The 24,258-nt window shown below is 55.7% G+C and carries 14 protein-coding genes and 8 pseudogenes; 13 read left to right on the top strand and 9 right to left on the bottom strand.

Going from position 1 to position 24,258, the window contains the following annotated elements:
* Nucleotides 1-30: 30 nt before the first annotated feature.
* The 6 genes from ACW9IB_RS03400 to ACW9IB_RS03425 all read right to left on the bottom strand — a co-directional run bounded on the left by ACW9IB_RS03400 (nucleotide 31) and on the right by ACW9IB_RS03425 (nucleotide 10,096).
* Nucleotides 31-342 carry a DUF1360 domain-containing protein gene (locus ACW9IB_RS03400; protein ID WP_130886735.1) on the bottom strand — a complete coding sequence of 104 codons (312 nt, stop codon included), beginning with the start codon at nucleotides 340-342 and terminating at the stop codon, nucleotides 31-33.
* A 752-nt stretch (nucleotides 343-1,094) separates the two neighbouring features.
* The gene (locus tag ACW9IB_RS03405) at nucleotides 1,095-2,519 is read right to left on the bottom strand and encodes an efflux transporter outer membrane subunit (protein ID WP_457412336.1); all 1,425 of its coding nucleotides are present in this window, start codon (nucleotides 2,517-2,519) and stop codon (nucleotides 1,095-1,097) included.
* On the bottom strand, nucleotides 2,512-5,691 hold the full coding sequence (locus ACW9IB_RS03410) for an efflux RND transporter permease subunit (protein ID WP_457412339.1): 3,180 nt from the start codon (nucleotides 5,689-5,691) through the stop codon (nucleotides 2,512-2,514). The genes ACW9IB_RS03405 and ACW9IB_RS03410 overlap by 8 nt, the downstream gene beginning before the upstream one ends.
* Before the next feature lie 18 nt (nucleotides 5,692-5,709).
* Nucleotides 5,710-6,864, bottom strand: coding sequence for an efflux RND transporter periplasmic adaptor subunit (locus tag ACW9IB_RS03415; protein ID WP_457412342.1), 1,155 nt, complete (start codon nucleotides 6,862-6,864; stop codon nucleotides 5,710-5,712).
* 37 nt (nucleotides 6,865-6,901) lie between these two features.
* Nucleotides 6,902-7,186, bottom strand: coding sequence for a hypothetical protein (locus ACW9IB_RS03420; protein ID WP_100831524.1), 285 nt, complete (start codon nucleotides 7,184-7,186; stop codon nucleotides 6,902-6,904).
* Between the two features lie 1,758 nt (nucleotides 7,187-8,944).
* Nucleotides 8,945-10,096, bottom strand: coding sequence for an integrase core domain-containing protein (locus tag ACW9IB_RS03425; protein ID WP_457412344.1), 1,152 nt, complete (start codon nucleotides 10,094-10,096; stop codon nucleotides 8,945-8,947).
* 308 nt (nucleotides 10,097-10,404) lie between these two features.
* Between ACW9IB_RS03425 and tnpB the strand changes: the two genes are divergently transcribed.
* The 4 genes and pseudogenes from tnpB to ACW9IB_RS03445 all read left to right on the top strand — a co-directional run.
* A complete protein-coding gene (gene tnpB, locus ACW9IB_RS03430; RefSeq protein ID WP_457412347.1) occupies nucleotides 10,405-10,794 on the top strand; it encodes an IS66 family insertion sequence element accessory protein TnpB in 390 nt (129 codons plus the stop codon).
* A gap of 159 nt (nucleotides 10,795-10,953) precedes the next feature.
* Nucleotides 10,954-11,196, top strand: coding sequence for a hypothetical protein (locus ACW9IB_RS03435; protein ID WP_016978928.1), 243 nt, complete (start codon nucleotides 10,954-10,956; stop codon nucleotides 11,194-11,196).
* Nucleotides 11,197-11,288: 92 nt separating this feature from the next.
* Nucleotides 11,289-11,732 (top strand): annotated as a pseudogene (locus tag ACW9IB_RS03440) (IS66 family transposase); the annotation flags it as partial.
* A 695-nt stretch (nucleotides 11,733-12,427) separates the two neighbouring features.
* Nucleotides 12,428-13,530 (top strand): annotated as a pseudogene (locus tag ACW9IB_RS03445) (IS3 family transposase); the annotation flags it as partial.
* 146 nt (nucleotides 13,531-13,676) lie between these two features.
* Here ACW9IB_RS03445 and ACW9IB_RS03450 read toward each other — a convergent pair.
* Nucleotides 13,677-13,907 carry a hypothetical protein gene (locus tag ACW9IB_RS03450; protein WP_457412349.1) on the bottom strand — a complete coding sequence of 77 codons (231 nt, stop codon included), beginning with the start codon at nucleotides 13,905-13,907 and terminating at the stop codon, nucleotides 13,677-13,679.
* A gap of 968 nt (nucleotides 13,908-14,875) precedes the next feature.
* On the opposite strand from ACW9IB_RS03450, the gene ACW9IB_RS03455 reads away from it, so the two are divergent.
* Nucleotides 14,876-15,136, top strand: coding sequence for a hypothetical protein (locus ACW9IB_RS03455; protein ID WP_457412352.1), 261 nt, complete (start codon nucleotides 14,876-14,878; stop codon nucleotides 15,134-15,136).
* 243 nt (nucleotides 15,137-15,379) lie between these two features.
* On the opposite strand, the gene ACW9IB_RS03460 is transcribed toward ACW9IB_RS03455, so the two are convergent.
* A complete protein-coding gene (locus tag ACW9IB_RS03460; protein WP_457412355.1) occupies nucleotides 15,380-16,699 on the bottom strand; it encodes an MFS transporter in 1,320 nt (439 codons plus the stop codon).
* Between the two features lie 154 nt (nucleotides 16,700-16,853).
* Nucleotides 16,854-17,105, bottom strand: a pseudogene (locus ACW9IB_RS03465) (glucose-6-phosphate dehydrogenase); the annotation flags it as partial.
* Between the two features lie 205 nt (nucleotides 17,106-17,310).
* Between ACW9IB_RS03465 and ACW9IB_RS03470 the strand changes: the two are divergent.
* The 8 genes and pseudogenes from ACW9IB_RS03470 to ACW9IB_RS03505 form a co-directional block, all read left to right on the top strand.
* Nucleotides 17,311-17,544: pseudogene (locus ACW9IB_RS03470) on the top strand (IS5/IS1182 family transposase); the annotation flags it as partial.
* 628 nt (nucleotides 17,545-18,172) lie between these two features.
* Nucleotides 18,173-19,085 (top strand): annotated as a pseudogene (locus ACW9IB_RS03475) (AraC family transcriptional regulator).
* A gap of 209 nt (nucleotides 19,086-19,294) precedes the next feature.
* Nucleotides 19,295-19,908, top strand: a pseudogene (locus ACW9IB_RS03480) (sugar ABC transporter substrate-binding protein); the annotation flags it as partial.
* A 72-nt stretch (nucleotides 19,909-19,980) separates the two neighbouring features.
* Nucleotides 19,981-20,106: pseudogene (locus ACW9IB_RS03485) on the top strand (hypothetical protein); the annotation flags it as partial.
* A 5-nt stretch (nucleotides 20,107-20,111) separates the two neighbouring features.
* Nucleotides 20,112-20,490 (top strand): annotated as a pseudogene (locus ACW9IB_RS03490) (carbohydrate ABC transporter permease); the annotation flags it as partial.
* A gap of 148 nt (nucleotides 20,491-20,638) precedes the next feature.
* Nucleotides 20,639-21,739, top strand: coding sequence for an ABC transporter ATP-binding protein (locus ACW9IB_RS03495; RefSeq protein WP_457412357.1), 1,101 nt, complete (start codon nucleotides 20,639-20,641; stop codon nucleotides 21,737-21,739).
* Nucleotides 21,740-21,754: 15 nt separating this feature from the next.
* On the top strand, nucleotides 21,755-23,257 hold the full coding sequence (locus ACW9IB_RS03500; RefSeq protein WP_457412360.1) for a mannitol dehydrogenase family protein: 1,503 nt from the start codon (nucleotides 21,755-21,757) through the stop codon (nucleotides 23,255-23,257).
* 44 nt (nucleotides 23,258-23,301) lie between these two features.
* Complete coding sequence (locus tag ACW9IB_RS03505; RefSeq protein ID WP_457412363.1) at nucleotides 23,302-24,210, top strand: carbohydrate kinase family protein; 909 nt, start codon at nucleotides 23,302-23,304, stop codon at nucleotides 24,208-24,210.
* The last annotated feature ends 48 nt before the right edge of the window (nucleotides 24,211-24,258 follow it).

Genomic DNA, 24,258 nt, shown 5'->3' on the forward strand with positions numbered 1-24,258 from the left:
TGTCGGCAGGTGCAATGCGTGGGCCAGGAATCAGGGTTGCTGCTGGCTTTTATCTGTAGCCAACAGCGCCATAAGCTCTTTTTCTTCGATCTTCGATCCCATCGCAAGAAGGAAGACTTTGAACACAATCCCGCTAACAAAGCAGGGGACAGTAACGGTGAAGAACCACGACACCGCTAGGTCTGCGACCAGAAAGCCGCTCTTGATGAGTGCGGGTTGATAGAGCAAGGTTAGGCCTAACACGACCCAGTGTTTCATGCAGTAAAAGCACTGAAACAGATACCCGACTGATTGTCCGGTTTCAATGGTTTGACTGACTGCTTTTGTGTTGAATTCTGGCACGAGTTAGATGCAGGCCGAGCAGGCTATTGCGCATCACCTGATTCTCTCTGACCAGTGCCTTGGGCGATAGTTAACTGGCCTGAAGGCCTGGGTGTTGGGATAGCCGCAGTTGCCGCACATGACAGCGAACTGCAGGTTGGAGAGAGCCGCGCAGCGGCTTGACACTGCTGACGAATGCCTGTCCCAGTCAGGCAGCCAGGTATCCGATCCTGGGACATTGCGTGCAGATTCGGGCACCGGCTCGTCCCAGAACGCCACCAGCTTTGATTTAAACACTTTGAGTATGGCGTCGCCGTAGTGATTGATCGTCGTGGCCAGGGCGCTGAGGTCCACCGCTGGCAGGGGTGTGTCCCGCAACGTTCCCTGCACGCGTCTGATCAGCCTTGAGCAGGATGAGTTGCGAGCTTCGGGAAAACGATGCAACTGAAGATCGGACAGGTGGGTCTAGCGTTAGCCTTGCAGCGTATCCGGTTTTCTCGGCCAGAGGCTTTTAGTGGGCGTGTTCTGGCCCTTGAGCAGCAATGCGGCTGCTTGGATGTCGCGCGCCGCAGTACCAGTTCCTGTGACACCTACACGATGGGTGGGGCGCGGCGAACAGGAATCCGGCCTGTATTTGCTTAGTGCTGAAGGGGGCCCAAGGGGGCTGGCAGGGTGCTCATAAGGCCACGATCCTGGTTCGAGGAAAGTGGCCAGTGGGCTATAACGGCAACTGCTGCGTTCGGTAGTTGGGTATCGCACGCAGAGCCGGTGGGTCAGTGCTGGCTTGGCAGGTACTGCGGCCAGCCGCCGGCTAGGGCGACGAACAGGTCCACGGCGCTGGAAGTGCTGCGAGCCTGGCTATCGGCTTGCGAGAGCTGGGCGTCGTACATCGAACGCTGTACATCCAGCAACTCGAACAACTCGATGGCACCGGCTTGGTAGCGGGCGTTGGAGAGAGTCGCGGCGGTTTTCCAATCGTTCGCCGCGCTTAGGCGCCGGGCATTTTCCTCCTTGTTTCTGGCAAGCCGCGCCTGGGCATTGTTGACATCCTCCAGCGCCCCCAGCACGGTCTTCTGGTAGCTGGCCAGTTGGGCGGCGGCCTCTGCATCGGCGGCGGCGATACGGCTCCTGACCCGGCCGACATCGAGGAACGACCAGTCGATGCCCAGCAACGCTAGGTTCGACTCGCTGCCAGCGGCATATAGGCCACCACCGTGGAACGCGTAAGTGCCTAGGGCCGCCCCAAGGCTGACGCGGGGGAAAAGGTCGGCGGTGGCCACGCCGACCCGCGCGGTGGCGGCGTGCAACCGGTGCTCGGCGGCGGCGACATCCGGTCGGCGCCGGATGATCTCAGCAGGGGTGCCGGGCTCGATATCCTCCGGGATCGCTGGCATGTCGCTGTCTTGCTGCAACTGCGCATCCGGCGCTGTCGGTGTCAGCCCGGCAAGTACCGCCAGGCGGTGGCGATCCACCGCAATCCGCGCCTGCAACTGCGGGATGCGCGACAGCGTGGTCTCCAGTTGTGCCTGGGTCCGGGACAGGTCGTAGGTCGAGCTGCGCCCGGCATCCAGCCGGCCCTGCACGATAGCCAGCGTCTGCCGCTGGCTGTCGGCATTGGCCCTAGAGAGTCTGAGCATTTTCTGCGCGGCCCGTAGGTCGATATAGCTGTTGGCCACGTCGCTGACCACAGTGACCTGCATGGCTTGCAGTTCGTTGGCCCGGGCCGCGACCTCGGAGCGTTGTGATTCCACCGAGCGGCGTACCCGCCCTAGCAGGTCCAGTTCCCAGGTTAGCGAACTTTTGTTGCCATAGAGATCATGGCTGCGGGCCGCGTCATTGGCCTCGTCTTTGCCGACTCGCTGATGACCGGCCTGGGCCGACATGGTGACCGTGGGAATCTCGTCGAATCGGACCTCGCGCAGCAACGCATTGGCCGCATCGTAGTGGGCCAGGGCCGTGCGCAGGTCGGGGTTGGCCGCTAGTGCGGCCTTTACCAACCCCGAGAGCTGCGGGTCGGCAAAGCGCTGCCAGAATGCATCGTCGGCTGCGGTGGTCGGTGCCTGCACTTTAGTCGAATTGTCCTCGTGGGCAAAGGCATTGGGTAGCTCCGGAAGCTTGGGCCGGTGAAAGTTGGGTCCCACCGTGCAGCTCTGCAGCAGGACCAGCAGCAGCGGCAGGACGCTATGCTTCTTAGCCATGGCTCGGTTCCTCCTCGGGATATGGCGTCAGGTTGGAAGGATGGTCGGGCAGGGTGGCGCCAAGCTTGCGCAGCACCACGTAGAATACCGGCGTCAGGAACAGGCCGAATAGTGTCACCCCGAGCATGCCGCAGAACACCGTGACACCGGTGACATGGCGTACCTCGCTGCCGGCACCGCTGCTGACCAGCAGGGGGACGGCGCCGGCGATGAAGGCCACCGAGGTCATTACGATCGGTCGCAGGCGCAGGTTACAGGCCTGCAGCGCTGCGGCAACGGTGTTCTGACCCTGCATCTCCAGTTCGCGGGCGAACTCGACGATCAGGATGGCGTTCTTGCAGGCTAAGCCCATTAGCACCAACAGACCCACCTGTACGAAGACGTTGTTGTCACCGCCCACCAGCCAGACGCCGCTGAGAGCCGCGAACATACAGACCGGTACGATCAGGATCACCGCGAGCGGTAACGTCCAGCTCTCATAGAGAGCAGCCAATACCAAGAAGGCCAGCAGCACCGCAATTGGGAAAACGATCACTGCTGTGTTGCGCTGGTTCACCTGCTGGTAGCTCAGGTCGGTCCACTCCAGTTCAATGCCTTTGGGCAGCGTAAGCGCGGCGATCTCCTGCAGCTTCTCGATGACTTCACCGGAGGATAATACGTGGGGGTCGGCGTCACCGATCAGGTCCGCTGCGGGAAAGCCGTTGTAACGCATCACTGGATCGGGGCCAAATGTTGGTACGATATCGACAACGGCGCTGATCGGTACCATCTCCCCGTGCACATTGCGCACCCGCAAGTTACCGATGTCGGCTGGGGCCTGGCGGAAGCGGCTGTCAGCCTGTGCCACTACCCGATACACGCGACCGAGTATGTTGAAGTCGTTGACGTAGACCGAGCCCAGATAGGTTTGCAGGGTCTCGAAGATTGCGGTCAACTCCACCCCCTGAGCCTGCGCCTTGGTGCGGTCCAGCTTTACTTCAAGTTGCGGAATGTTCGACTGATAGGAACTTACTGGAAAGGTCATTCCCGGCGTCCTGCTCACCTCTGCTTGGAATGCCTCCAGTGCTTTCTGTAGGGCCGCATAACCAAGTCCGCCGCGGTCTATCAGAAACAACGAATAGCCCGAGCCGTTGCCGAGGCCCTCGATCGGTGGCGGCAACAGTGCATAGGCACTGCCGTCCTTGATCTGAGCGAACTTTCGGTTGAGTTCGGCATTGATGTCCTCCGCAGTACGCTTACGCTCCGAGAACGGCTTGAGCAATATATAGGAAGACACTAGGTTGGGCGTTGTGGTGCTTTGTATCGCATTCATGCCAACGCTGGATTTGGTAAAGTCTACCCCGTCGACGGTCGAGGCTATTTCCGCCATTTCACGGGCGACCGCTTCAGAGCGGGCCAGCGAAGCCCCTGGAGGGAGCGTGGCGCCAGCGAATAGGTAAAGCTTGTCCTGGTTCGGGATGAAGCCGCTGGGGATTGCGTTGAACAGCGCACCGGTTGCGAGCAGCAATACAGCATAGATCGCGAACACCAGTCCGCGCCGTGGCAGGATTCGAGCAATGCAGCCCTCATAGCGGTGCGAACTGCGGTTGAAGAAACGGTTGAACGGGTGCAGCAGCCAGCCCAGGGCAACGTTCATCCAGCGCGTCAGGCGGTCCGGTGGTACGTCATGGCCACGTAGCAGCTTGGCTGCGAGTGCCGGCGACAACGTCAACGAATTGATCGTAGAGATCACCGTCGAAATTGCGATGGTCACGGCGAACTGCTTGTAAAACTGACCGGTGACGCCGCTCATGAACGCCATCGGAACGAACACCGCACACAACACCAGCCCGATGGCTAGGATCGGTCCCGAAACTTCGCGCATAGCCTGGTGGGCCGCCTTTAGTGGCTTGAAGCCCAATTCAATGTTACGTTCGACGTTCTCTACTACCACGATGGCATCGTCAACTACGATGCCGACCGCCAGCACCAACCCGAACAGCGTCAGCGTGTTGATCGAATATCCCAGCAGATAAAGGAACGCGAATGTACCTACGATCGACACCGGTACCGCAATTAGTGGGATTATCGATGCCCGCCAGGTCTGCAGGAACAGTACCACCACCAGCACGATCAGCATCATTGCTTCGAGCAGGGTATGCTGCACGGAGTTGATCGACTCGCGCACAAACACCGTGGGGTCCCAGACGCTCTTGTACTGCACACCTTCGGGAAAGTCCTTGGACAGGCTATCGAGTTTGGTGTACACCGCACTGGCCACTTCGAGGGCATTGGCACCTGGGGTGAGGAAGATGCCTACCGCTACTTCCTGTTCCTTGCCGCGGAACACGCGCATCGTGTAATCGCCCGAATCCAGCTGCACTCGTGCCACATCCGAGAGCCGGGTAACCTGGCCGTCGCTGCCGGTCTTGATTATGACGTCGCCGAATTCCTTCTCGGTCTTGAGGCGTCCCTGGACGTTGATGGAAATCAGGAATTCGTTATCCTGAGGCGATGGTTCAGCGCCCAGCTGACCGGCAGAAACCTGCACATTCTGCTGGCGGACCGCGTTAATTGCGTCCTGCGCAGTGAGGTCGCGCGCGGCCAGTTTGTTCGGATCCAGCCAGATGCGCATTGCATAGTCGCCGCCACCAAAGAGCATCACATCGCCGATGCCGGGGATGCGCGACAGTTCGTCCCTGACATTTAGGCGCAGGTAGTTGCGTAGGTATAATTCATCATACTTGTCGCTGTTCGAGAACAAGTCGATGTACATCAGTGGCGTCGGCGACTGTTTTTGGGTAGTGACACCATACTGGCGCACTGACTCGGGCAGGCGCGACAGTGCCTGGCTGACGCGGTTCTGCACCCGCACCGCGGCGGTATCCGGATCGACCTTGGCATTGAAGGTGGCGACCACCTGCAGGGTGCCGTTGGAGCTGGAGACGGACTTCATGTAGATCATGTCTTCTACGCCGGTGATCGCCTCTTCGAGGGGCACGGCGACCGAGTCGGCAATTTCCTTGGGATTGGCACCAGGGTAGGTGGCCTTCACTACCACGGTGGCGGGCACCACTTCGGGGTATTCACCCACCGGCAACAGCGGAATTGCGACCAAGCCCGCGGCAAAAATGATGATCGACAGGACTATCGCGAAGATCGGCCTGTCGATGAAAAACTTGGAAAAGTCCATGGCTGGAACCCTTGACTGTTACTTAGCGCTTGGCGCGAAGCTGGGAATGTTGAGTTCGCTTTTGTCTGCTGGCATGACATGGGGTATGACGGTCGTGCCGCTGGCATGGATGTTCTGCAGGCCGGAGACGATGACGCTGTCGTCGGGTTCTAGGTCAGCTGTGATGACGCGTTGCCGGTCGATCAGATTTCCGGTTTTGACATAACGTTTTTCCGCCGTGTTGTCCCTGCCTAAGACGTAAACATAATGCTTGTCCTGGTCGGTCAGGATCGCGCGGTCGGGGATTAGCATGGCCACTGCAGGCTCACCAACGGACAGTTGCACCCTGGCGTACAGGCCCGGAATTAGTAGGCGATCGGCATTGTTTACTGTCGCGCGGGCATGGACCGTACCAGTGCTCGCATTGACCTGGTTGTCGATAAAGCTCAGCTCGCCTTGGTACGGGAAGTCTTCGCTGTTGGCCAGGCCAATCCGCACTGAGGCCTTTCCAGAGTTTTTCAGCGCCTGCTGATAGTTGAGGTAACTGTGTTCGTCAGGGTCGAAATCGACATGTACCGGATTTTGCGACACCAATGATGTCAGTACCGACTGATTTGCTACGGCCAAGTTGCCAAGGGTCAACTGGGCTCGGCTGGTGCGGCCATCGATGGGAGCGCGCACCTCGGTGAACTGCAGGTTCAGCGTGGCATTGGCCACCGCCGCCTCGGCGGCGTGCACCTCCGCCAGACCTAGATCGTGGGCGGTATGCTTCTGCTCAGCTTCTTCTCGGGATACCGCATTGCTCTTGAGCAGTTGTTGGGCCCGTCCGTCCTGCTGGTCGGCGAAGGCCAGCGCGGCGCGGGCCCGTTCTAGTTGGGCTCGGGCGCTGTCCAGCGCGGAGCGGTAGGGACGCTGGTCGATCACGAATAGCAGGTCGCCCTTTTTCACCTCGCTACCCTCGCGGTAGCCCACTTGAGTTATATAACCATCCACCCGTGGCAGGATGGCCACGGTTTCCACGGCGCTAACCCGACCATTGAAGCTGTCCCAGGTCATGACCTTCTGCAGGCTGACGTGTTTGGCCTCGACGACTGGGGCACTGTTGGTGGTGGGCGGGTTGGGTTTTTGGTTGCAAGCACTGAGCAACAGCGCGGTGGTGATGATTACGGGAATGCTGGCTGAATTGACGCGCACAGGATCATCCTAACTCATAGTATATGGAATAATAGTGTTAGTGGCTGGGAAGTCTGTCGTTGAATGGATTTATGCCGGGGGCCTGTTTCTTTTCCGTTTCCTGTTTGCTGACCTCCTGTTTGCTGACTTCCTGTTTGCTGACTTCCTGTTTACTAACATCCTGTTGTTGAGCGGGTTGTTGCTGGGTGTCTTCAAGTTGCCTGGCGAACATCGCCCGGGTTCTTTCGTGAAAGCGTTCCAAGGCTTCGGCGCCATCGGAAGCGTGGGCGAAGATAGGGAATGTGCAAATAAGCACAGCAGCCAACTTAGGAATTGTATTCATCGGTCTTCTCAAATGACGCGCACAGTGAGGCGCTAAATTGAATTCAGTTCGCAGCGAAGTTCGGTTTATTCAGGTGTACAGGTAAGGTAAGAGGGTTAGGGTCTCCTGGATAATGGCGCCTCGCCAGGCGGCGAGGTGGGTAATAGTAGGCGTCTGTTCGGTTATACCTATAGCAAATTTCTGACAAAACTCGCTGACCAATCGGCGCCACTTTGGCTTAAAAAAATCCCGCGATTAGCTATCTGCGTTTTGCCTGCCGGCACTTAAACTAATGCCCTACAGTCCATTCGTGGCCACTCTGGTACGAGCTCCCGTGGGCGACTCTGCGTGTGCTGTGGCGCACTTTAGGAAAAAACCGCCACTGGATAAACCCCGCCGGCCCGTTTTATTCTTACGGAAATTCGTACAGTGGAATTTGACCGATTGGAGGCGATGCCGGGGTTCTATCGGATCATCGAAGTGGACTTGACCCCACATTCCGGACATCGGCACTCTATTAAATTGATGCCTCAGCCATGCCCCACTCCGGCGCTGATTGATCATGAAGGTTGTCCGGGGACAGCGTGCTTTTGGTAGTGAACTGTTGAACACTAGCGGTCGCCACCCATGGTGCGATACGTCTCGTGTGGGCCCAATGCCCACTGCAGTAAATGCTTGACGTAGATGATGGTTCGAACGATCGGTAGCTTCATGACGCTGTACTCATGGCCGGATGCACTGGGTTCTGGTTGTCCGCCGGCGTCGAAGGTTTTCTCTTCGCTCATCTACTACCTTGGGGCGTCAGGTGCTGTCACTGATCACCTCGCCTGGCCGAGTCAGGTAGATATGAATCAATCGCGTGCTTCCGGTTGGGGGTAATAGACAGGAAGGGCCCTGCGCCTCGGTGTTCGAGACCGACCAGCTGAAAGGCTGAGGGTCTTGCAGGATGGGCGGGGCTTTTATCGGTGCGAGTTTCGGTTTATAGGGAGGGGCTTTGAGGGCGGTTGGGATCGCTTGAGCCTGAGGTATGCTCATTTTCTGCAGTTTGCCGTCAAGCGACTCAAGGTTGGCTTCCACTACCAAGAGATCGCCAGCAGTTTCGAATGAACGAATGACGTAAGTTGCAGCTTCTTGGGCCTGCGTTGTCCTGCTTTACACAGCGTCGATGCGGCTCGCTAGCGCTTGCTGGCTGCCATACGCCATGTCGAGTCCATCGTCGATCGTACTCACACTGCTCTGGAGGGCGTCGATGGACACTTTCTCTGAGGGTCCATCCAGGGTGCGAGACAGAGTCGGCAACTGGTACTCGGAGCGCGATGATAGCGCGCAGAATGAGCGGCCCCGCAGCAATGGGCGGATATCACGGATCGGTCATTTTATGGGGGGGGCACGAGATCGAGTAAACCCTCGCGCAACTATGATTCTGTTTCAGCAGGAAATACGTAGCCGTCCGACCAAGTCCTCTACCCAGCCGCAAAAAGCAAAGACATAGCGTAGCGGACGATATGGGGCTTGCGGGATATGTTACTGGGAATGAATGGAGAAGGTTTATCCTGCAATCGAGTACTGTCTTATCGGCCCGCTGTCACTGCTTGGACATGACTAGCGCAGTCAAAGCGGAGCCCCCACGATCTATTGGGATGAGAACGGTAAATAGAGGTATCCGTCCGACCAAAACATCTTCCTGACACAACCGCCGAAAGCCCTAGTGTCCACTTAAGTGGACATTATATTTGTAGAACCGTAGACATCCTTTACATCTGAAACCGGGGACATCGTTTACACATTTGAAGCTTGGACGCGGCTCATGCCTCGTCCAAGCCTCCCCAGGGGATAGTCACACAGGTACAGATCCCAAACATCATCTTCAACCTCTTTGAGCGCGATCCGCTCTCCTGATAGTGCTTCGCTCACAAATACCAACTTTCCTTTCCACATAATCGAGCCGTTCTGTCTGACGCTTCGTACTTTCATTTCCGCTGCATACTCCACATCCGGTAGGCATCCTGGATAAGGTCGAGTAGACGGCACATATATCTCTCCTGGGCGCTTCATGCCGAGTGCCTCGTGAGGACGTATGTAATTGAATTCATGTCGAAAGTGTTCTAGTAAAAGCTGCTGTTCAACCAGGTTTTTTCCCAGCGGCAGCTCAAGCTTCAAACTACGATGCATCCGTTCGTGCCGGCCGTTTTGGGTAGGCCTTCCCGGCATGGTTCGCTCCGGGTAGATACCCAGGCGGATCCACCAAACTGCCAGTGTGGACATTCTTGCCAAGCCTGGAGAAGCAAAGGGGACGCCGTTGTCTGAGCGAATGACTTCCGGCATTCCGTGCTCTTGAAATAGCCTCTCGAATGTTTGTTTGACAGGCTGGGTCATGATCCTGGGGTGGGCTCTACACGCCAAAATCAGCCGAGACGCGTGATCTGTAACGGTCAAAGGAAAGCACAGCTGTTCATTGAGCATCTTGAACTGCCCTTTGTAGTCAACGCACCACGTCTTGTTAGGTTCGTTGGCTTCGCGCATTTCCCTGTGAGCGCTGCTGTGCCGTCGCTTGAAGCGCCGTTTATTGACGAGACCAAGCCGGTCAAGCCATTGGCCTGCCGTGCTGGGCGATGGCCAGGCGACTGACGGATCATCGAGTCGTAATAGCCTGACAATCTTCTTCGGCCCCCACTTATCGTGGGCTTCTTTCATCGCCGCTATGCGAGCCAAGATCTCATCGTCAGTCTTGTTTGGGCTGGTATGAGGTCGTCGCGATAACTCCGCCAACGACTTTAAATCGCCTTCAACGTGACGGGAGATCCATTTATCGACAGTCGGTCGACTGACGCCGAAGCGCCGAGCTAATTGGCTTTTGGTGAAATCACCAGAAAGCCAGTCGATGACCAGTTTGATTCGTTGATCCATAGAGGACTCTTGGTTCCAGGGCATGATCAGTTACCTCCTGATCATGCGTATTAACCTGTAAACCATGTCCCCGGTTAGATATGTAAACGATGTCCCCGGTTTGTACCATTTGATCCATCAAGCGAATTTTTTATGCGCCCTCAACGCCGTACCTACAGCAAATCTTTCAAAGCCCAGGTCATTGGAAGTGCTCCGAACCCAGGCCTCCACCGCAAACATCGTCTTGAGCTACAGCCTCAATGCCAACGTCGTCCACAAATGGATTCGGTTGTAGAATCAAAAAGCCTTGGCTCTTCAGCCTACGTTCATACCGCTGCATCCTCAGATGCTTGATGCTGGAACGCGTGCTCAGCCGTCCGGTATCAGTTTTCCAATCCTGCACCGCGCACTCCCATAAAGATGAATTGGCCAGTGGAAAAAGCTGCCATCTGCACGAACTTTCTTCGAGAGCTGTTGCGATGATTCGCATCGGTATCACCTGGCTCACCACCGAGCCGATGGACATGCATGCAGGCACCGGCGCCGTCAGTGCCCGAGTGATTTCAGTGTTCGGTGCGGCGCAGCCGCACTATGCTTATCTATTCGCCAATTGCCGCGCTAACCGCATGAAAGACCTGGTGCGCAACGGATTGGGCATCGGGTTGGCGGCACGGCGGCTCCACCTGGGCAAGCTCGCTTGGTCTGGTATGCCTCACGGTTCACAAATGGAGCTGAGCACCTGACAGCTGCACGCTTTGATACTGGGTCTGCCAAGGCAGAGAGTTGGCCTCGGAAACGCAATTTCCATCCTCTAAGCTGAACCATCCCCTGTCCGGTTGCGTAATTGTCTGATCAGCCTATCGTTGTGTTTACGCTGATCTGGCAAGATCGGCTGCATAACTTTGATCCCCTACCTCTACCAACTGAACCCCGAACAATTGCGTGCATTTGCGGAGCATTTGCTGCAACGCGTCTCGGGGCTCGACGAGCAGTTCGAAACGATGGGCAAGACCTCCCAGGTCATGGACAAGAAGAGCGATCACGACAAAACGGTGATCGAAAAATTCAGCCACGAGATCGCCCAGCTCAAGCACTCCAAGTTCGCCAAACGTAAGGAGCAAATGAGCCCGGAACAGGTTGGTTGACTCAGACGATCTGATCGGTACCGATTTCGCTGCCATTGAGGCGGAACTGGAGTCGCTGCAAGTTGCGTTACATGCAGCCGCTGTAATAGAGCGAGGAGGAAATCAAGGGTCTGGAATCGGACATATGCCGCCGAATACTGCAAGAAAAGGCAGTTCCGGTGATGGGTGTGTTGTGTGCCTTGATGGTTGCCCTGCGCGATACCGTGCACAACGGTTCGACCAATGGCAAAGCCTTGGATAACAGCTTGAAACGCTGGATGGCGCTATGGCGCTACCGCGATGACCGGGCCGTGCCCATTGATAATAATTGGTGTAAGAACCAGGTACTGCCTTGGGCGCCGGGGCGTAAGGCCTAGCTCTTTGCAGGGTCGCTACGCAGCGGCAAACGCGGCGATGCGATCATAAGTTTGATTCAATCGGTCCGGAGCAGTGGGCATGATCCCGATGCATACCTGAAGGATGTACCGACAAGCCCGCCTACGCAGCGGGCAGGTGAGATTGCAGCGCTGCCGCCGCAAAGGTGGCTTCCGGCTTAATCCTGCAAGACGGTTTGCTCGTGCATTTCCTAACAGAGCTCAAAAAAAGCCCGCGGGAACGGGCAAAAGGGATGCTTCCAAAGGAGATTGCATTACAGCCATTCAATGTTAAGGCATTGTTAAGTATAGCGATTATTATCTAGTGACACCCAACAAGCTAGGACCGCCAGTCTAGAGTTCGGCTTGACCATTACAAAGGGATGCCGTGCGGTGAGTATTCAGGGGAGCCTGACCTATTCATTGATGAAGCTTAGATCACCTGGCCACAAGCGCCTTTGGCGAATTTCAGACAAAGAAATGCCCGCAATGGGAGGAGCGGTCTTAAAGGGGGGGGGCTCGGAACTCAGATAACGATATTCGCTTCGATGTGAAAGATTTGTGAGATTACTACCGCTATATTTCCTAAAGTATCAGTCAGCAACTTCGGGCTAGCCCCCTTTTTGAAACGCGAGACTCCAGGCTCTCGCAAAGCGGCGGATTCTGACCATCGACGCGTTTCGCGATGGCTATCAGCGTTTGACGATATGTTGAGCTTCGCGTGAACACAAGCCACTTCTCGGCTAACGACATGTGACAAGTAGGTCATGCTGGCTTAAATGCTCAGGAGAGCGATAATTTTGACGAGGCTGGTTGTAGCGGTCTACTAACCCCGGACACCCATTTAGGCAAGAATGCTCGCCACAGAGAGGTTTCCGATGACCAAGCAGCACCGTACCTTTACCCCTGAGTTCAAGCGCGAAGCTGCCTGCTTGGTGCTCGATCAAGGTTACAGCCATGCCGAAGCGGCCCGTTCGCTCGGTTTGGTCGAGTCGGCACTGCGCCGATGGGGTAATTAGCTTCAGCAGGAGCGCGGCGGCGTTACGCCGGCCAGCAAAGCGTTGACGACAGAGCAGCAAAAAATTTAAGAGTTGGAAGCCCGGATCACGCGCCTTGAACGCGAGAAATCGATACTAAAAAAGGCTACCGCGCTCTTGATGTCGGAAGATCTCGAGCGTACGCGCTGATCCGCCAGCTCAGCGATCATGAGCCCGTTAATTAAGGCGAACTCCGGACGTTGAGCGACTGCGGTTGCCCAGGAGTGAATGAGTTGTTCACGAGAAGTCGAAGTGCGTCCGGCAGCCGTACCATCATGGCAATGATGCAAGAAGAGGGTAAGCAAATCGGGCGGTTCAAGGTACGCAGCCTGATGCGTGAGCTGGCGTTGATCAGCAAGCAGCCAGGATCACATGCGTACAAAATGGCCACAGCGGAGCGGCCAGATATTCCGAATACCTTGAACCGAGCGATTGATGTCGAAGCGCCAAATCAGGTCTGGTGTGGAGACATCACTTACGTCTGGGCACAGGGCAAATGGCACTATCTGGCAGTTGTCTTGGATCTCTATGCACGCAGAGTGGTTGACTGGGCCTTATCAGAAAAGCCGGATGGAGACCTGGTGGTCAAAGCGCTGGACGTCGCTTACGAACGACGTGGAAAGCCTCAAGGGCTACTGTTCCACTCCGATCAGGGATCGCAATATGGCAGCCGTCAGTTCCGCCAGAGACTGTGGCGCTACCGCATTCGCCAGGGCATGAGCCGCCGAGGCAACTGCTGGGAAAATGCACCGATGGAGCGCGTATTTCGCAGCTTGAAATCAGTGTGGATACCAACCACGGGCTACCTGACCGGGCAGCAAGCTCAATGAGACATTGGCCAATACCTGATGAGCCACTAAAACTGGATCCGACTTCATCATTTCAACGATGGACTGGCTCCGGCGAAAGCTGAAGAAAAACTCAAAACCGTGTCCGGGATGGATTGGCCACTACAGCGGCTCAAAAAAATCCCGGTTGATAAAAAGGAGCATTCAGCTGGGCAATAGAGCGTCGCACTCTTGGCGTACAAGGTGTTGTCGCGGACTTTTCTTGCGACCGCGCTGCTTTTAGGAGAGGGCTCGGGCTTGACTCAGGGAGTGTTCAGAAGCGCCAACAGATCGACGGGAATTTCTCCGGATTCTTGAAGGTTGCCTGGTTCGGCTTTGCTGTAAACATGCAGCGCCGCGTCATTGATGGCATGGCTCATCCATTGCAGACTGCCCAGCCAATCGCTGTACTTCCCTGTGAAAATCGCCGTTGAAACATCAATTTTGAATTGAATGACGTCTCGCCAATCGTTCGTGGCATGATCAAAAAGCATGGCTCCGCAAGCGCCATGTCGACGTTCACAAAGCCTGCCTCAGGCTTACGACGTGTGAAAGTAGGGTGATCCTTGGGCTGTGGCCCGCTCAATCCCCCTCCGGCTTTCCGAAATCAATCTGCTGGTAGGCGCCATGTTGACGCGGGCGCGATCATGCGTTCAGGCGAGGTGGTGAAAACCCCTGCTTCCAGTCGCTATTGTTCTGTCCAGTCGGCATGGCAATAGATCAAAGGAGGGGGGGCGGCCGATGGGTGGCTCTCGGACAGCGGCCTGGTCGTAGGCCGTCGACGCCCTAAAGGTTCATTCTGTGTGGCGTGCCGTCTTACTCGAAAGGCAAGCCTGCGATTGAATACCGTGGGACCCTCAGTCCCATGAGTGCCCGGGGTTTTCATATATTGAGCTGCGCACCCATTGGATGTTTAACGCAGCTGAAGGGAAGGTTACTGTTCCGGTGGGCAGCCGGTTTATCGCGGCGAGCCACTTCTGTGCGCTGGCCGGATTGGGCAGAATGCTTCAACCCGTGGAGCTTATGCGCAAATCATAGCAGCAAAGTGAACTGATCGCGTTGCCGCCCGACTACCCGCCGCCGAGTCGGCCCTTGCATTTACTCTTCACACCCGACCGCAGATTGACACCTAAAATCAGTGGCTTTTTCGACTTCGCGACGCGACCTTTGACGTGATGCGGTGGTGACGGAGGCCTTTTGAAGTAGGCTGCTGTAAATCACCATCAGCAATGGATATTTATGAGTGCGTGATCAGTCAATAGAGTGCCCCCTTGGTTGTTTACCTCACCGTAGGAGCTACAGGTGGGCAGAAATGCTCGCTCATCCTTGACGAAGTAATGTTGAATATCCAGCTGAACACGAAACGCACCTTAGTGACTACATTTGTTGGCGATGGCGACATAAAACCGTCGGCCCGGGCGTCGCTGCGATGGCTCGTTGGGTTGGGTGGAGCGGACGACCAATGTTCTTGATCAACTTGTCCGAAGCTTTCTTACCTGACGAAGAATACGGCTCAGTTGACCACACTGTACACCCAGCAAAACCGTGGATGGCTCGAAAACAGCTGATGGGGCGGGCGAGCTGCGCGCTTAAAACAGAAAAGCCGCCGAGCACGCTCGTCAAGATGCTATCAAACCTGTTTTTCGAAAATACTGATGCATTCAGACGAACTTTCGACTTTGCGACGTTTTGCGGCAAGTTGATTGAAGTCCTTCGTGAGTGAGTATCATCCATATGCTTATGGCTCACACGCCTGCCTCTCAATTGGCGTGTGAGATCGATTAGTGGTTGTCGCACAAATGGCAACCGGTTTAATCGCGTAAGGCGTGATGGTTGGGTGCATAAGTTTTTGCCATCACGTCGCATAGATATAGTATTTACTAGTGTTCTTCATAATTGCAGCTAGGTCAATATAACTCTTCTCTTCTTTTTAGCTCTGTTTATTGAAGATTATAACTGCTTGGCACTATTTCCTCGTTAAAATAACTTCGTTGGCAGTCGCGTGAGTTGAAAAATGACAGGCTGGCTCCTCGTCCGTCTGAAGCTTTGGCTGGTCGATTCGAATACAACATGTCAATACCGCGCCCACCAGATACAGCAAAGCATAGACCCACACCACCCCTTGGACTCCAAGCCAGGAAATCGTTAGCGTTGCAATGGCCGGCCCCATAAAGTTCGACATTCCAGCGGCGAGGTTGTGGGCGGACATAGCCGCCCCTTGCTGCTCCGGGGCAATGGCAAGAAATACAGGTCCAATGGGAACGAACGCTGAGACGCAAATACCCAGTGCAATTGCGGCGGTACTGGCCAGTCCGAAGTGAGCGCCATACATCAGAGGCAAGTAATAGAAAGCCAGGGTCGCCAGCGCGCAGCCAACACAGCCGAACCAACGCATCTGCCAAAGCCAGCCGATTCGGTCCCCGATCCATCCCCACATCACGTTAGTGAAAATGGTGACAACGAACATCAGCCCCCACAGATACAACCATTGCTCCATGGTGAAGCCTACGGCTTCCGAAGTGAGGTAAAGCGGCATAATCACAGGGAATCCAAACAAGGTCAGGTTGCAGATGACCCGTACAATGGCTGCAATCAAAATGCTGCGTTGATCGAAGAGGATGGTCACCCCTCGGCTCAGGTCGCGCAAACGGTCGGCGAAGCTTGCCGGCGTGCCTTCCCGTGCCTTGCCTTGATCCTCAACTACGAACACAATCAATACCGCAGCCAGCGCGACCCACAATGTTGCCATCCAAAGTGTACCGATAAAGCCAATCCGCGAAATGCTCAGGCTCGGCAGATACATCCCGAGAAAACCGATACCGATGGAATACATGGTCCAATACCAACCCATCGCTGAAGCAAGGCGGGCCCCGGGCGTCACTTGAGCAATCCAGACCAGGAATGCGTAGATGAACAAGGGGTAAGCAAGCCCACGAATTCCATAAAAAAGCACCATTAATGGGTAGTTCTGTGCGCTCAGGCCGAGCGTCAGAAATAACGCATGGAAGATCAGCCAGGCCACGACGCCGATCAACATGATTCGACGCGGACCGAAGGTTTCGGCCAGCACGCCGGAACTCCAGCTGGACAAAGCGGCGAGCAGACCATAAACAGTAAAAAGAAAGGATGCTCGGGTGGGGGAGAAACCGAGATCGACAATGTAACGAGACAGGAAGGCGAGTTCAATGCCATCCCCAGACATAAATAGGGCAATGGCGACGTAACCCCAGATAAGACATATAGGCATGCCGAACAGCAGCCCTCGGGACGCTTGGCGAGTGGCCATAACGCTTTCCTTTATTGTATTTGTAAGTTAAACAACGCCGAAGAGGCTGTAGCGAAATCGGCAGGTAATACTGCAAGGATCTCATCGTGTAAAAGATAACTGCTACTAAGTATGAGCACGAAAACTGATACTATTTTGTAGTTGGGGAATTGGAGCCGCTCCATAATTGCATGCCCTTATACAGGCCCTGCTCCTTCGTCATCCCGTGCAAGGAAATGTCTTCGTCCGGTTGCGGACGCATGATCAGCTTGTTGCTGATCTGCTGGCGTTGCTCGGGGGCTAAGGTATGGTGCGATGGTTCAATGAAGTGGAGGATGATCTGCGATCTCTTCTGCGGCATGCGTTTGTCGCGAGCTATACTGGTCGAATACTGACAGCTAGCTAGCGTGCGGATTTCCGCGCCCAAGAGCGGCTGTTGCTGGAGCTAATGCGCGCAATCAGAGCTTTTTGCAAAGAAGATTAGACGCCGCGAGGAAATAGCATGTCCCGTTGATCGTCGGTTGAAAAATGCGATGACGTGCCCAAGTATTGGACGGCAGGTTCCTAGGGGAACTCTGATGGAGATTTCTTGAGCTTGGCAAAATGGCGGGACTTCACCCGCTACCTCTCCGATGAAGCAAATTGCCTTTGCCCCTGCCGAGTACTTTGGAGTGCGCAAGCAGGCCGCAAAGTATTATTCCCGCCGAGATGGATAGGATCGTCCTGTGTAAGGATTTATTTGCCCTGATCGAGCCGCATCATCCGAAGGGGAGTGATTAGCGTCCGACCTATCCTCTGATGACGATGCTGCGTATTCATTTGATGCAAAACTGGTCGGCTACAGCGTTCTGGCGTTGAAGGAGGCGCGTATGAAATTATTATTTACAACTTCCGTCGGTTGCTGGAACCGGAGTAGAACGCGCTCTGAGCGTTAAGGTCGCCATGTGGTAGATTGATGCCCGGCGTGGCGTGTACGGGAAGCTGGGCAAACGCTGTATTCCGTACGAAACCAAATGCTAAATCAAAGAAGCAAAGCTAGTGCCGTCAGAGCGAAGGTTGAGCTCCGTTCTGGGCAATTAGGTGCTAATTCAGTCATGTGAGGAGCTTTTTCGTGGTATGGGCAAAGCTGCGGCACTGTTGGTGCCGCCGTTCATGTTATCGAGTCTGTTGATAAAGCGTAGATATTTACTGGCGGGTGTTGGTGAGGTGTGTCTACGGGGTGCTTGCGGTGGCTAAAAAATCCAGAAATTAACCGGTGATCTGATCGTTTTTGATCCATCGTTGTGTTCAAAGCTGACGGTATCTGAAGAAAGCTAGAAATGCTTGGCTATTTCAGGCTATCCCTAGAAGCTCTCCTATAGTTTATCATGCTTGTTAGCCCGTTAGGCTAAGCGTTGTTACTCTGTGGCATATGCGCGATTGGATGAATGGTGTGGCTATAACTGTCGCGAAAATAGACCTTGTAAGATGCAATAAAACAAAAAGCAGTCTAATGTGACCCGCTCAGCGAAAATTACTGACCCTTCCTTCGAGCTGATGGACGACCACAACGGGTTGTCCATCATCTATCGCCTATCGCCAGCACGGATTTCCCTGCCCGCTGGTGCGCTGGCATTTCCACAAGGAGTACGAACTGCACCTGATAGTCGCGAGCTCCGGCAAAGTGTTCATCGGCGATTACATCGGCAATTTCTATCCGCAAACCCTGTTCCTGACTGGCCCCAACCTACCTCACAACTGGATCAGCTAGATTGTCGAAGGTGAAGTGGTGCCCAAGCGCGACATGTTGGTCAACTTCTCCGATGAACTGTTCGACAAAGGCCATCAGGTGTTTGCCGAGCTCAAGATCCTGGTGCCGCTGTTGAAGCGTGCGCAGTACGGCATCGAGTTTCGTTGCAAGCACACGATTGGCATGGCGATGGACCTTATGCAATGCATTGCCAGCACCCGAGGTATGACCCGCCTCGGACACTTTTTCATACTCCTGGAGTTGCTCGCCGCCTGCGAAGATTATCAACTTTTATCAGGTGCGACGACGCTGCAATTGGCCGACGAGCACCACATCGATCGTACCAATCGAGCGGTGGATTACATCTTTGCCCATTACGCCCGGGATCTGCCGCTGGAGGAAGTGGCTGAGCACCTGGGCATGAAACCGACCTACTTTAGCCGGGTGTTCAGGCAGGCCACCGGGCGCTGTTTCATCGAGTTTGTCAATCGCCTGCGAATCAGCAAGTCTTGCGAGCTACTGGCCGGTGGCGTTAAATCGGTGACTGACGTGTGCTTCGAATCAGGCTTCAACAATATCTCCAATTTCAACCGGCGCTTTCAGCAGCAGAAGGGCATGACGCCTTCGCATTACCGGCGGTTGGTGGTGCAGCGGTTGACCGAGCAAAACCAAAGTTGAGTTCGCTCCCACGAGCGCTGTATTTCAACCCGATAACCTATACGAATTCGATCGTCTGTCATCGCTGTACAGCCCTTCCCTGTGTCGTTCGCTGTAAAATTAAGTGCAAAATAATATCAATCTAAATGCGAAGGATGATTTGTTTTACCCGCAATTGAAGTCTGTAATTAGCGCATATTCTGCCAACCGTCGAAAGATACGAAAACAACGTCAACACCATGAAAAAATCCGGCACACAGGTGGCGTCAAGCAACGGTCTCAACGAAAACCTTGCGCTGTTCAACAGCGAAAAATGCGTAATCTGGGTCGATGCCAGTGTCGCCGGCTCGTTCGTCACCGACAAGAACCAAAGCAAGGTCAGCGACCACGTCGGCTTGAGCCATGCGCCCCACGAGGTTACCGACAAAGGCTCGGCCTGGTTGTACTTCTGGGTATTGGCGATCCCTACCAGCTACAAGGCCAAGGAGGCGGCAAAAACCTTCAGTGCCTGGGCTACGTTCAAGGAGTTCGGGGCGTTGGTCGCGGAAAAGATGGCGTCGCCAACGAGCCGCCCGGTAGCCGAGCCTCGGCCTACAGCGAGGCGTGCTTGAACGCCGCGCCATTTGTCAGAGTCACGCTGGAGTTGCTCATAGCCGCGGCCCCGAGCAAGCCGAGCGCCAAACCGGTGCAGTACATCGGCATTCAGTTAGTGATCATCCCGGAGTTCCTGGGCATTGGCATCTAGGTCGGCAAATTGTTGTTCTCGGCGCTGATCGACCAGGCCCTGGCCGCTGCCCAGCAGGCCACCGAACGGGAGATGAAGCGCGCTGAGTATCCGAAATAACCACGCAGTCCCGCTCCCACATTGGAACTCACTGGTCTACACGACTCGGTTCTTACGCCATGAATATTTCAAATGCCAAAGCTCACCCGGATATTAAGTCGCGTGGCCATACTTGGCCGGTTTCTGGTCAGTCCCTCGGTAGCCTTGTTGCTGTTGTGGATGATCGTGCCGCTAGGCATGACCCTGTACTTTTCGCTGACCCCTACGACCCGATCAACCTGCCGATTGTGGTGTGGATGGTTTACACCTACTTCAAGGACATCCTCGAAGCTGCCCCCTGGATTGCGCACCCTCTGGCAGGAGATGGTCCGCGTTCTGCTGCCGATTGCCAAGGGCGGCCTGGCCTCCACCATGTTGCTGTCGCTGATCCTGTGCTGGAACGAGGCATTTTAGTCGCTGAGCCTGACTTTGTTGGCCGTTGCGCCGTTAACTGCGCTGATCGCCTCCAACTCCAGCCCCGAAGACTTGTTCTGGGCCAAGTTGTCCGCCGTGTCGTCCCTGGCTTGCGCGCCGATCCTGAATTTTGGCTGGATCAGCCAGAAACAGCTGGTGCGCGGTTTGTCCTTCGGCGCAGTGAAATAAGCCCGCTGTTCATAAATCCCCTTGTGGGAATGGGCTTGCTCGCAATAGATGTCAATGATAACCCGTTGTCTGAAGGATAGTCGCGAGCAGGCTCGCCCCCACAAAAATCCTGCACGGCGCACCAAATAAGTTCAAATGGAGGCCCACCATGGCCAAACTGAAAATCAAGAATCTGCCAAAACGTTTCGAAGGCTTTTCCATCATCAAGGGCATCGGCCTGGAAGTGACCGACAAGGAGTTTGTGGTCTTCGTCGCCCCCGCGGGCTGCGGCAAGTTCACCCTGTTGCGGCTGATTGCCGGCCTTGAGGAAGTCTGCGGCGGCACCATCGCGCTTGGCCGCGACATCACCGAAGTCAGCCCGGCCAAGCGCGACCTAGCGATGGTGTTCCAGGCCTACGCCCTGTATCCGAACATGAGCGTGCGCAAGAACATGTCCTTTGCCCTCGACCTAGCCGGGGTGCCAAAAGCCGAAGTGTTAAAAAAAGTCAGTGAAGCGGCACGTATTCTCGAACTCGGGCCGATGCTTGAGCTTAAGCCGAAGCAACTGTCCGGGGGCGAGCGGCAACGCGTTGCGATTGGCCGGGCCATCGTGCGCAACCCGAAAATTTTCCTGTTCGATGAACCACTGTCCAGCCTCGACGCCGCGCTGCGGGTGCAGATGCACCTTGAACTGCTACGCCTGCACAAGGATTTGCGAGCGACCATGATCTACGTGATCCACGATCAGGTCGAAGCGATGACCATGGCCGATAAGGTAGTGGTGTTCAATGGTGGCAGGATAGAGCAGGTCAGCTTGCGTCTGGATCGTTACCACCAGCCGGCCAACCTGGTCGTCGCCGGTTTTCTCGACACGCCGAAAAAGGGATTTCTCAAGAGCAGCGTCAGCCTTGTCGAGCGCCAGGGCTGTGAAGTTTTGCTGGATGCCGGCACCCGCATCACATTGCGAGTGAGCTGCGCCAGCCTGAGCGTCAGTGGCGCGGTGACTCAAGGTATTCGCCCGGAGCATTTAGAACTGGCCATGCCTGGTGACTGCACCTTGCAGGTCACTGCCGACGTCGGTGAACATCTGGGCAGCGACACGTTCTGCCACATGCGCACGGCGTCCGGCGAGGCCTTGACCATGCGCGTGCTTGGCGACCTAGCCAGCCGCTACGGCGAAACATTGAGCCTGCATTTGAATGCCGACCACTGCCATTTGTTCGATGACAACGGCGTGGCTGTTACCCGACCACTGCGCGCTGCCGCCTGATTTCAGGGATCCTGTATGAAACTCACTAAAAAAAACCTCAACCGTTTCGCCCCAGAGGTGATTCTGCCCGCCTACAACCTGAGCGACACCCGTCAGGGCATCGCCCATATCGGCGTCGGCGGCTTCCATCGCGCCCACCAGGCGTATTATACCGATGCGCTGATGAACCTGGGCGAAGGCCTCGAATGGGCAATCTGCGGCGTCGGCCTGCGCGGCGAAGACCGTCGTGCCCACGACCACCTGCACGGCCAGGACTGTCTGTTCACCCTGTTCGAACTGGGAGACAACGACGCCACCGAAGTGCGGGTAATCGGCTCGATTCGCGACATGCTGTTGGCTGAGGACAATGCCCAGGCACTGATCGAAAAACTCGCCGACCCGCAAATCCGCATCGTGTCGCTGACCATTACCGAAGGCGGTTATTGCATCGACGACAGCAACGGCGAATTCATGGCCGATCTGCCGCAGATTCAGCACGACCTGAGCAGCCCGGCGGCCCCGAAAACGGTGTTCGGCTTTCTCTGCGCCGCTCTGGCCAAACGCCGTGCCGCCGGCACGCCAGCCTTCACCTTGATGTCCTGCGATAACCTGCCGCACAACGGCGCCGTGACCCGCAAGGCTTTGCTGGCCTTTGCCGCTTTGCTCGATGCCGATCTAACGGGCTGGATCGCGGCTAACGTCAGCTTCCCCAACGCCATGGTCGACCGCATCACACCGATGACCAGCGTTGAACATCGCCTGCAACTGGCCGACCAGCACGGTGTTGACGACACCTGGCCGGTGGTTTGTGAACCCTTTGCGCAATGGGTGCTGGAAGACAAGTTCGTCAACGGGCGCCCGGCCTGGGAAAAGGTCGGTGTGCAATTTACCGACGATGTCACGCCTTACGAAGAGATGAAGATCAAGCTGCTCAACGGCAGCCATCTGGCCCTGACGTATCTGGGGTTCCTGAAGGGTTACCGGTTCGTCCATGAGACCATGAATGACTCGCTATTCGTACGCTACATACGCGCTTACATGGAGCTGGATGTGACCCCGCAGTTGGCGCCGGTGCCGGGAATCGACCTGACCGAATACCAGAACACCCTGGTCTCACGCTTCTCCAATCGGGCGATTGCCGATCAGCTGGAGCGGGTGTGTTCGGATGGCTCGTCGAAGCTTCCAAAGTTCACCGTGCCGACCATCAACCGCTTGATTGCCGAGGGTCGGGATACCCGGCGCGCGGCGCTGGTGGTGGCGGCCTGGGCTATGTATTTGAAAGGGGTGGAGGAGAATGGCGATATTTACTTGATTGCGGATCCGCGGGCGGCGTTTTGTCAGGTATTGGTGGCCGATGATGCATTAATCACTCAGCGATTGCTGACAGTTGAGGAGATTTTTGGTGTGCAGATTCCTAACTCTCCAGAGTTCGTGGCGGCGTTTGAATGGTGCTACAACAGCTTGCGGGATGTGGGAGTGACACAGACGTTGGAAAAAGTTCTCACCATTCCCTGCGGTTCTCCAGAACCCATTGTGTAAGGCCAGTCGGCCGAGAAATCTCTTTAATCAGAAAGGAAAGGACGATGGTCTTGCCTCGGGCAATCGTATTTGGTGAAGCCCTGACTGACATTGTCCAGGGCGTACCCGGACAGTGGCAGGGTTTTTCGGGCGGTGCGCCTTGGAACGTTGCACGAGCGCTCAGTCGCCTGAGTGTCAGCAGCTCCTTTGCAGGGGCTGTCAGTACGGACTCGTTGGGCGACGAGATAGCCCTACAGTCAGAGGTGGCAGGGCTAGATATGCGATTTATACAACGAGTGGACCGAGAGCCCTTAGTCGCCATCGTTCCGTCAAGCCGCCCGCCTAGGTACTTTTTTGCCGGGGATGCCGATCTGTTTTTCGATACGGGCCTGCTGCCGCAAGGTTGGCTTGACCATACCGAAGTTTGTCATTTTAGCTGCATCAGTCTGGCTCGACAGCCATTGGGAGATCGTTTGGTCAGCCTCGCCGAACAGGTGAAACGCGCTGGCAAACGAATTAGCTTTGATCCGAACTGGCGCAATTTGATGGACAGATATTACCGGGAGAGCACTTTCCCAACGATGGCCGCCCTGGCTGACATGATCAAGCTGTCCGATGAAGACCTTCGTCACCTCTATCCCGGATTGACCGAACATCAGGCCATGGATGAGTTACGTGCGCTCAACTCTAGGGCGCAGATCCTGTTCACCCGAGGTGCAGACGGAATGATTCTTCATACGTCGGACCGTCAATACGAACAGCCCGCGATTCCTGGGGACGTTGCCGATACTGTGGGCGCGGGCGATGCGAGCATGGCAGGTTGGTTGGCTGCAGATTTGCTGGGAATCACAGATCTGAAGGAGCGTCTGCGTTTTTCAACTGCTTGCGCGTCCATATCGTGTCGACATACCGGAGCCTATGCACCAACGTTGGCAGAAGTTAAAAATCTACTTACCTCGCTACCCAGTGGCTGAAGAAATGGAAAAGAGGCTAACGTATCGATGCGTATTTCAGCATTACAC

This window comes from Pseudomonas sp. SDO524_S393 (assembly GCF_054071875.1).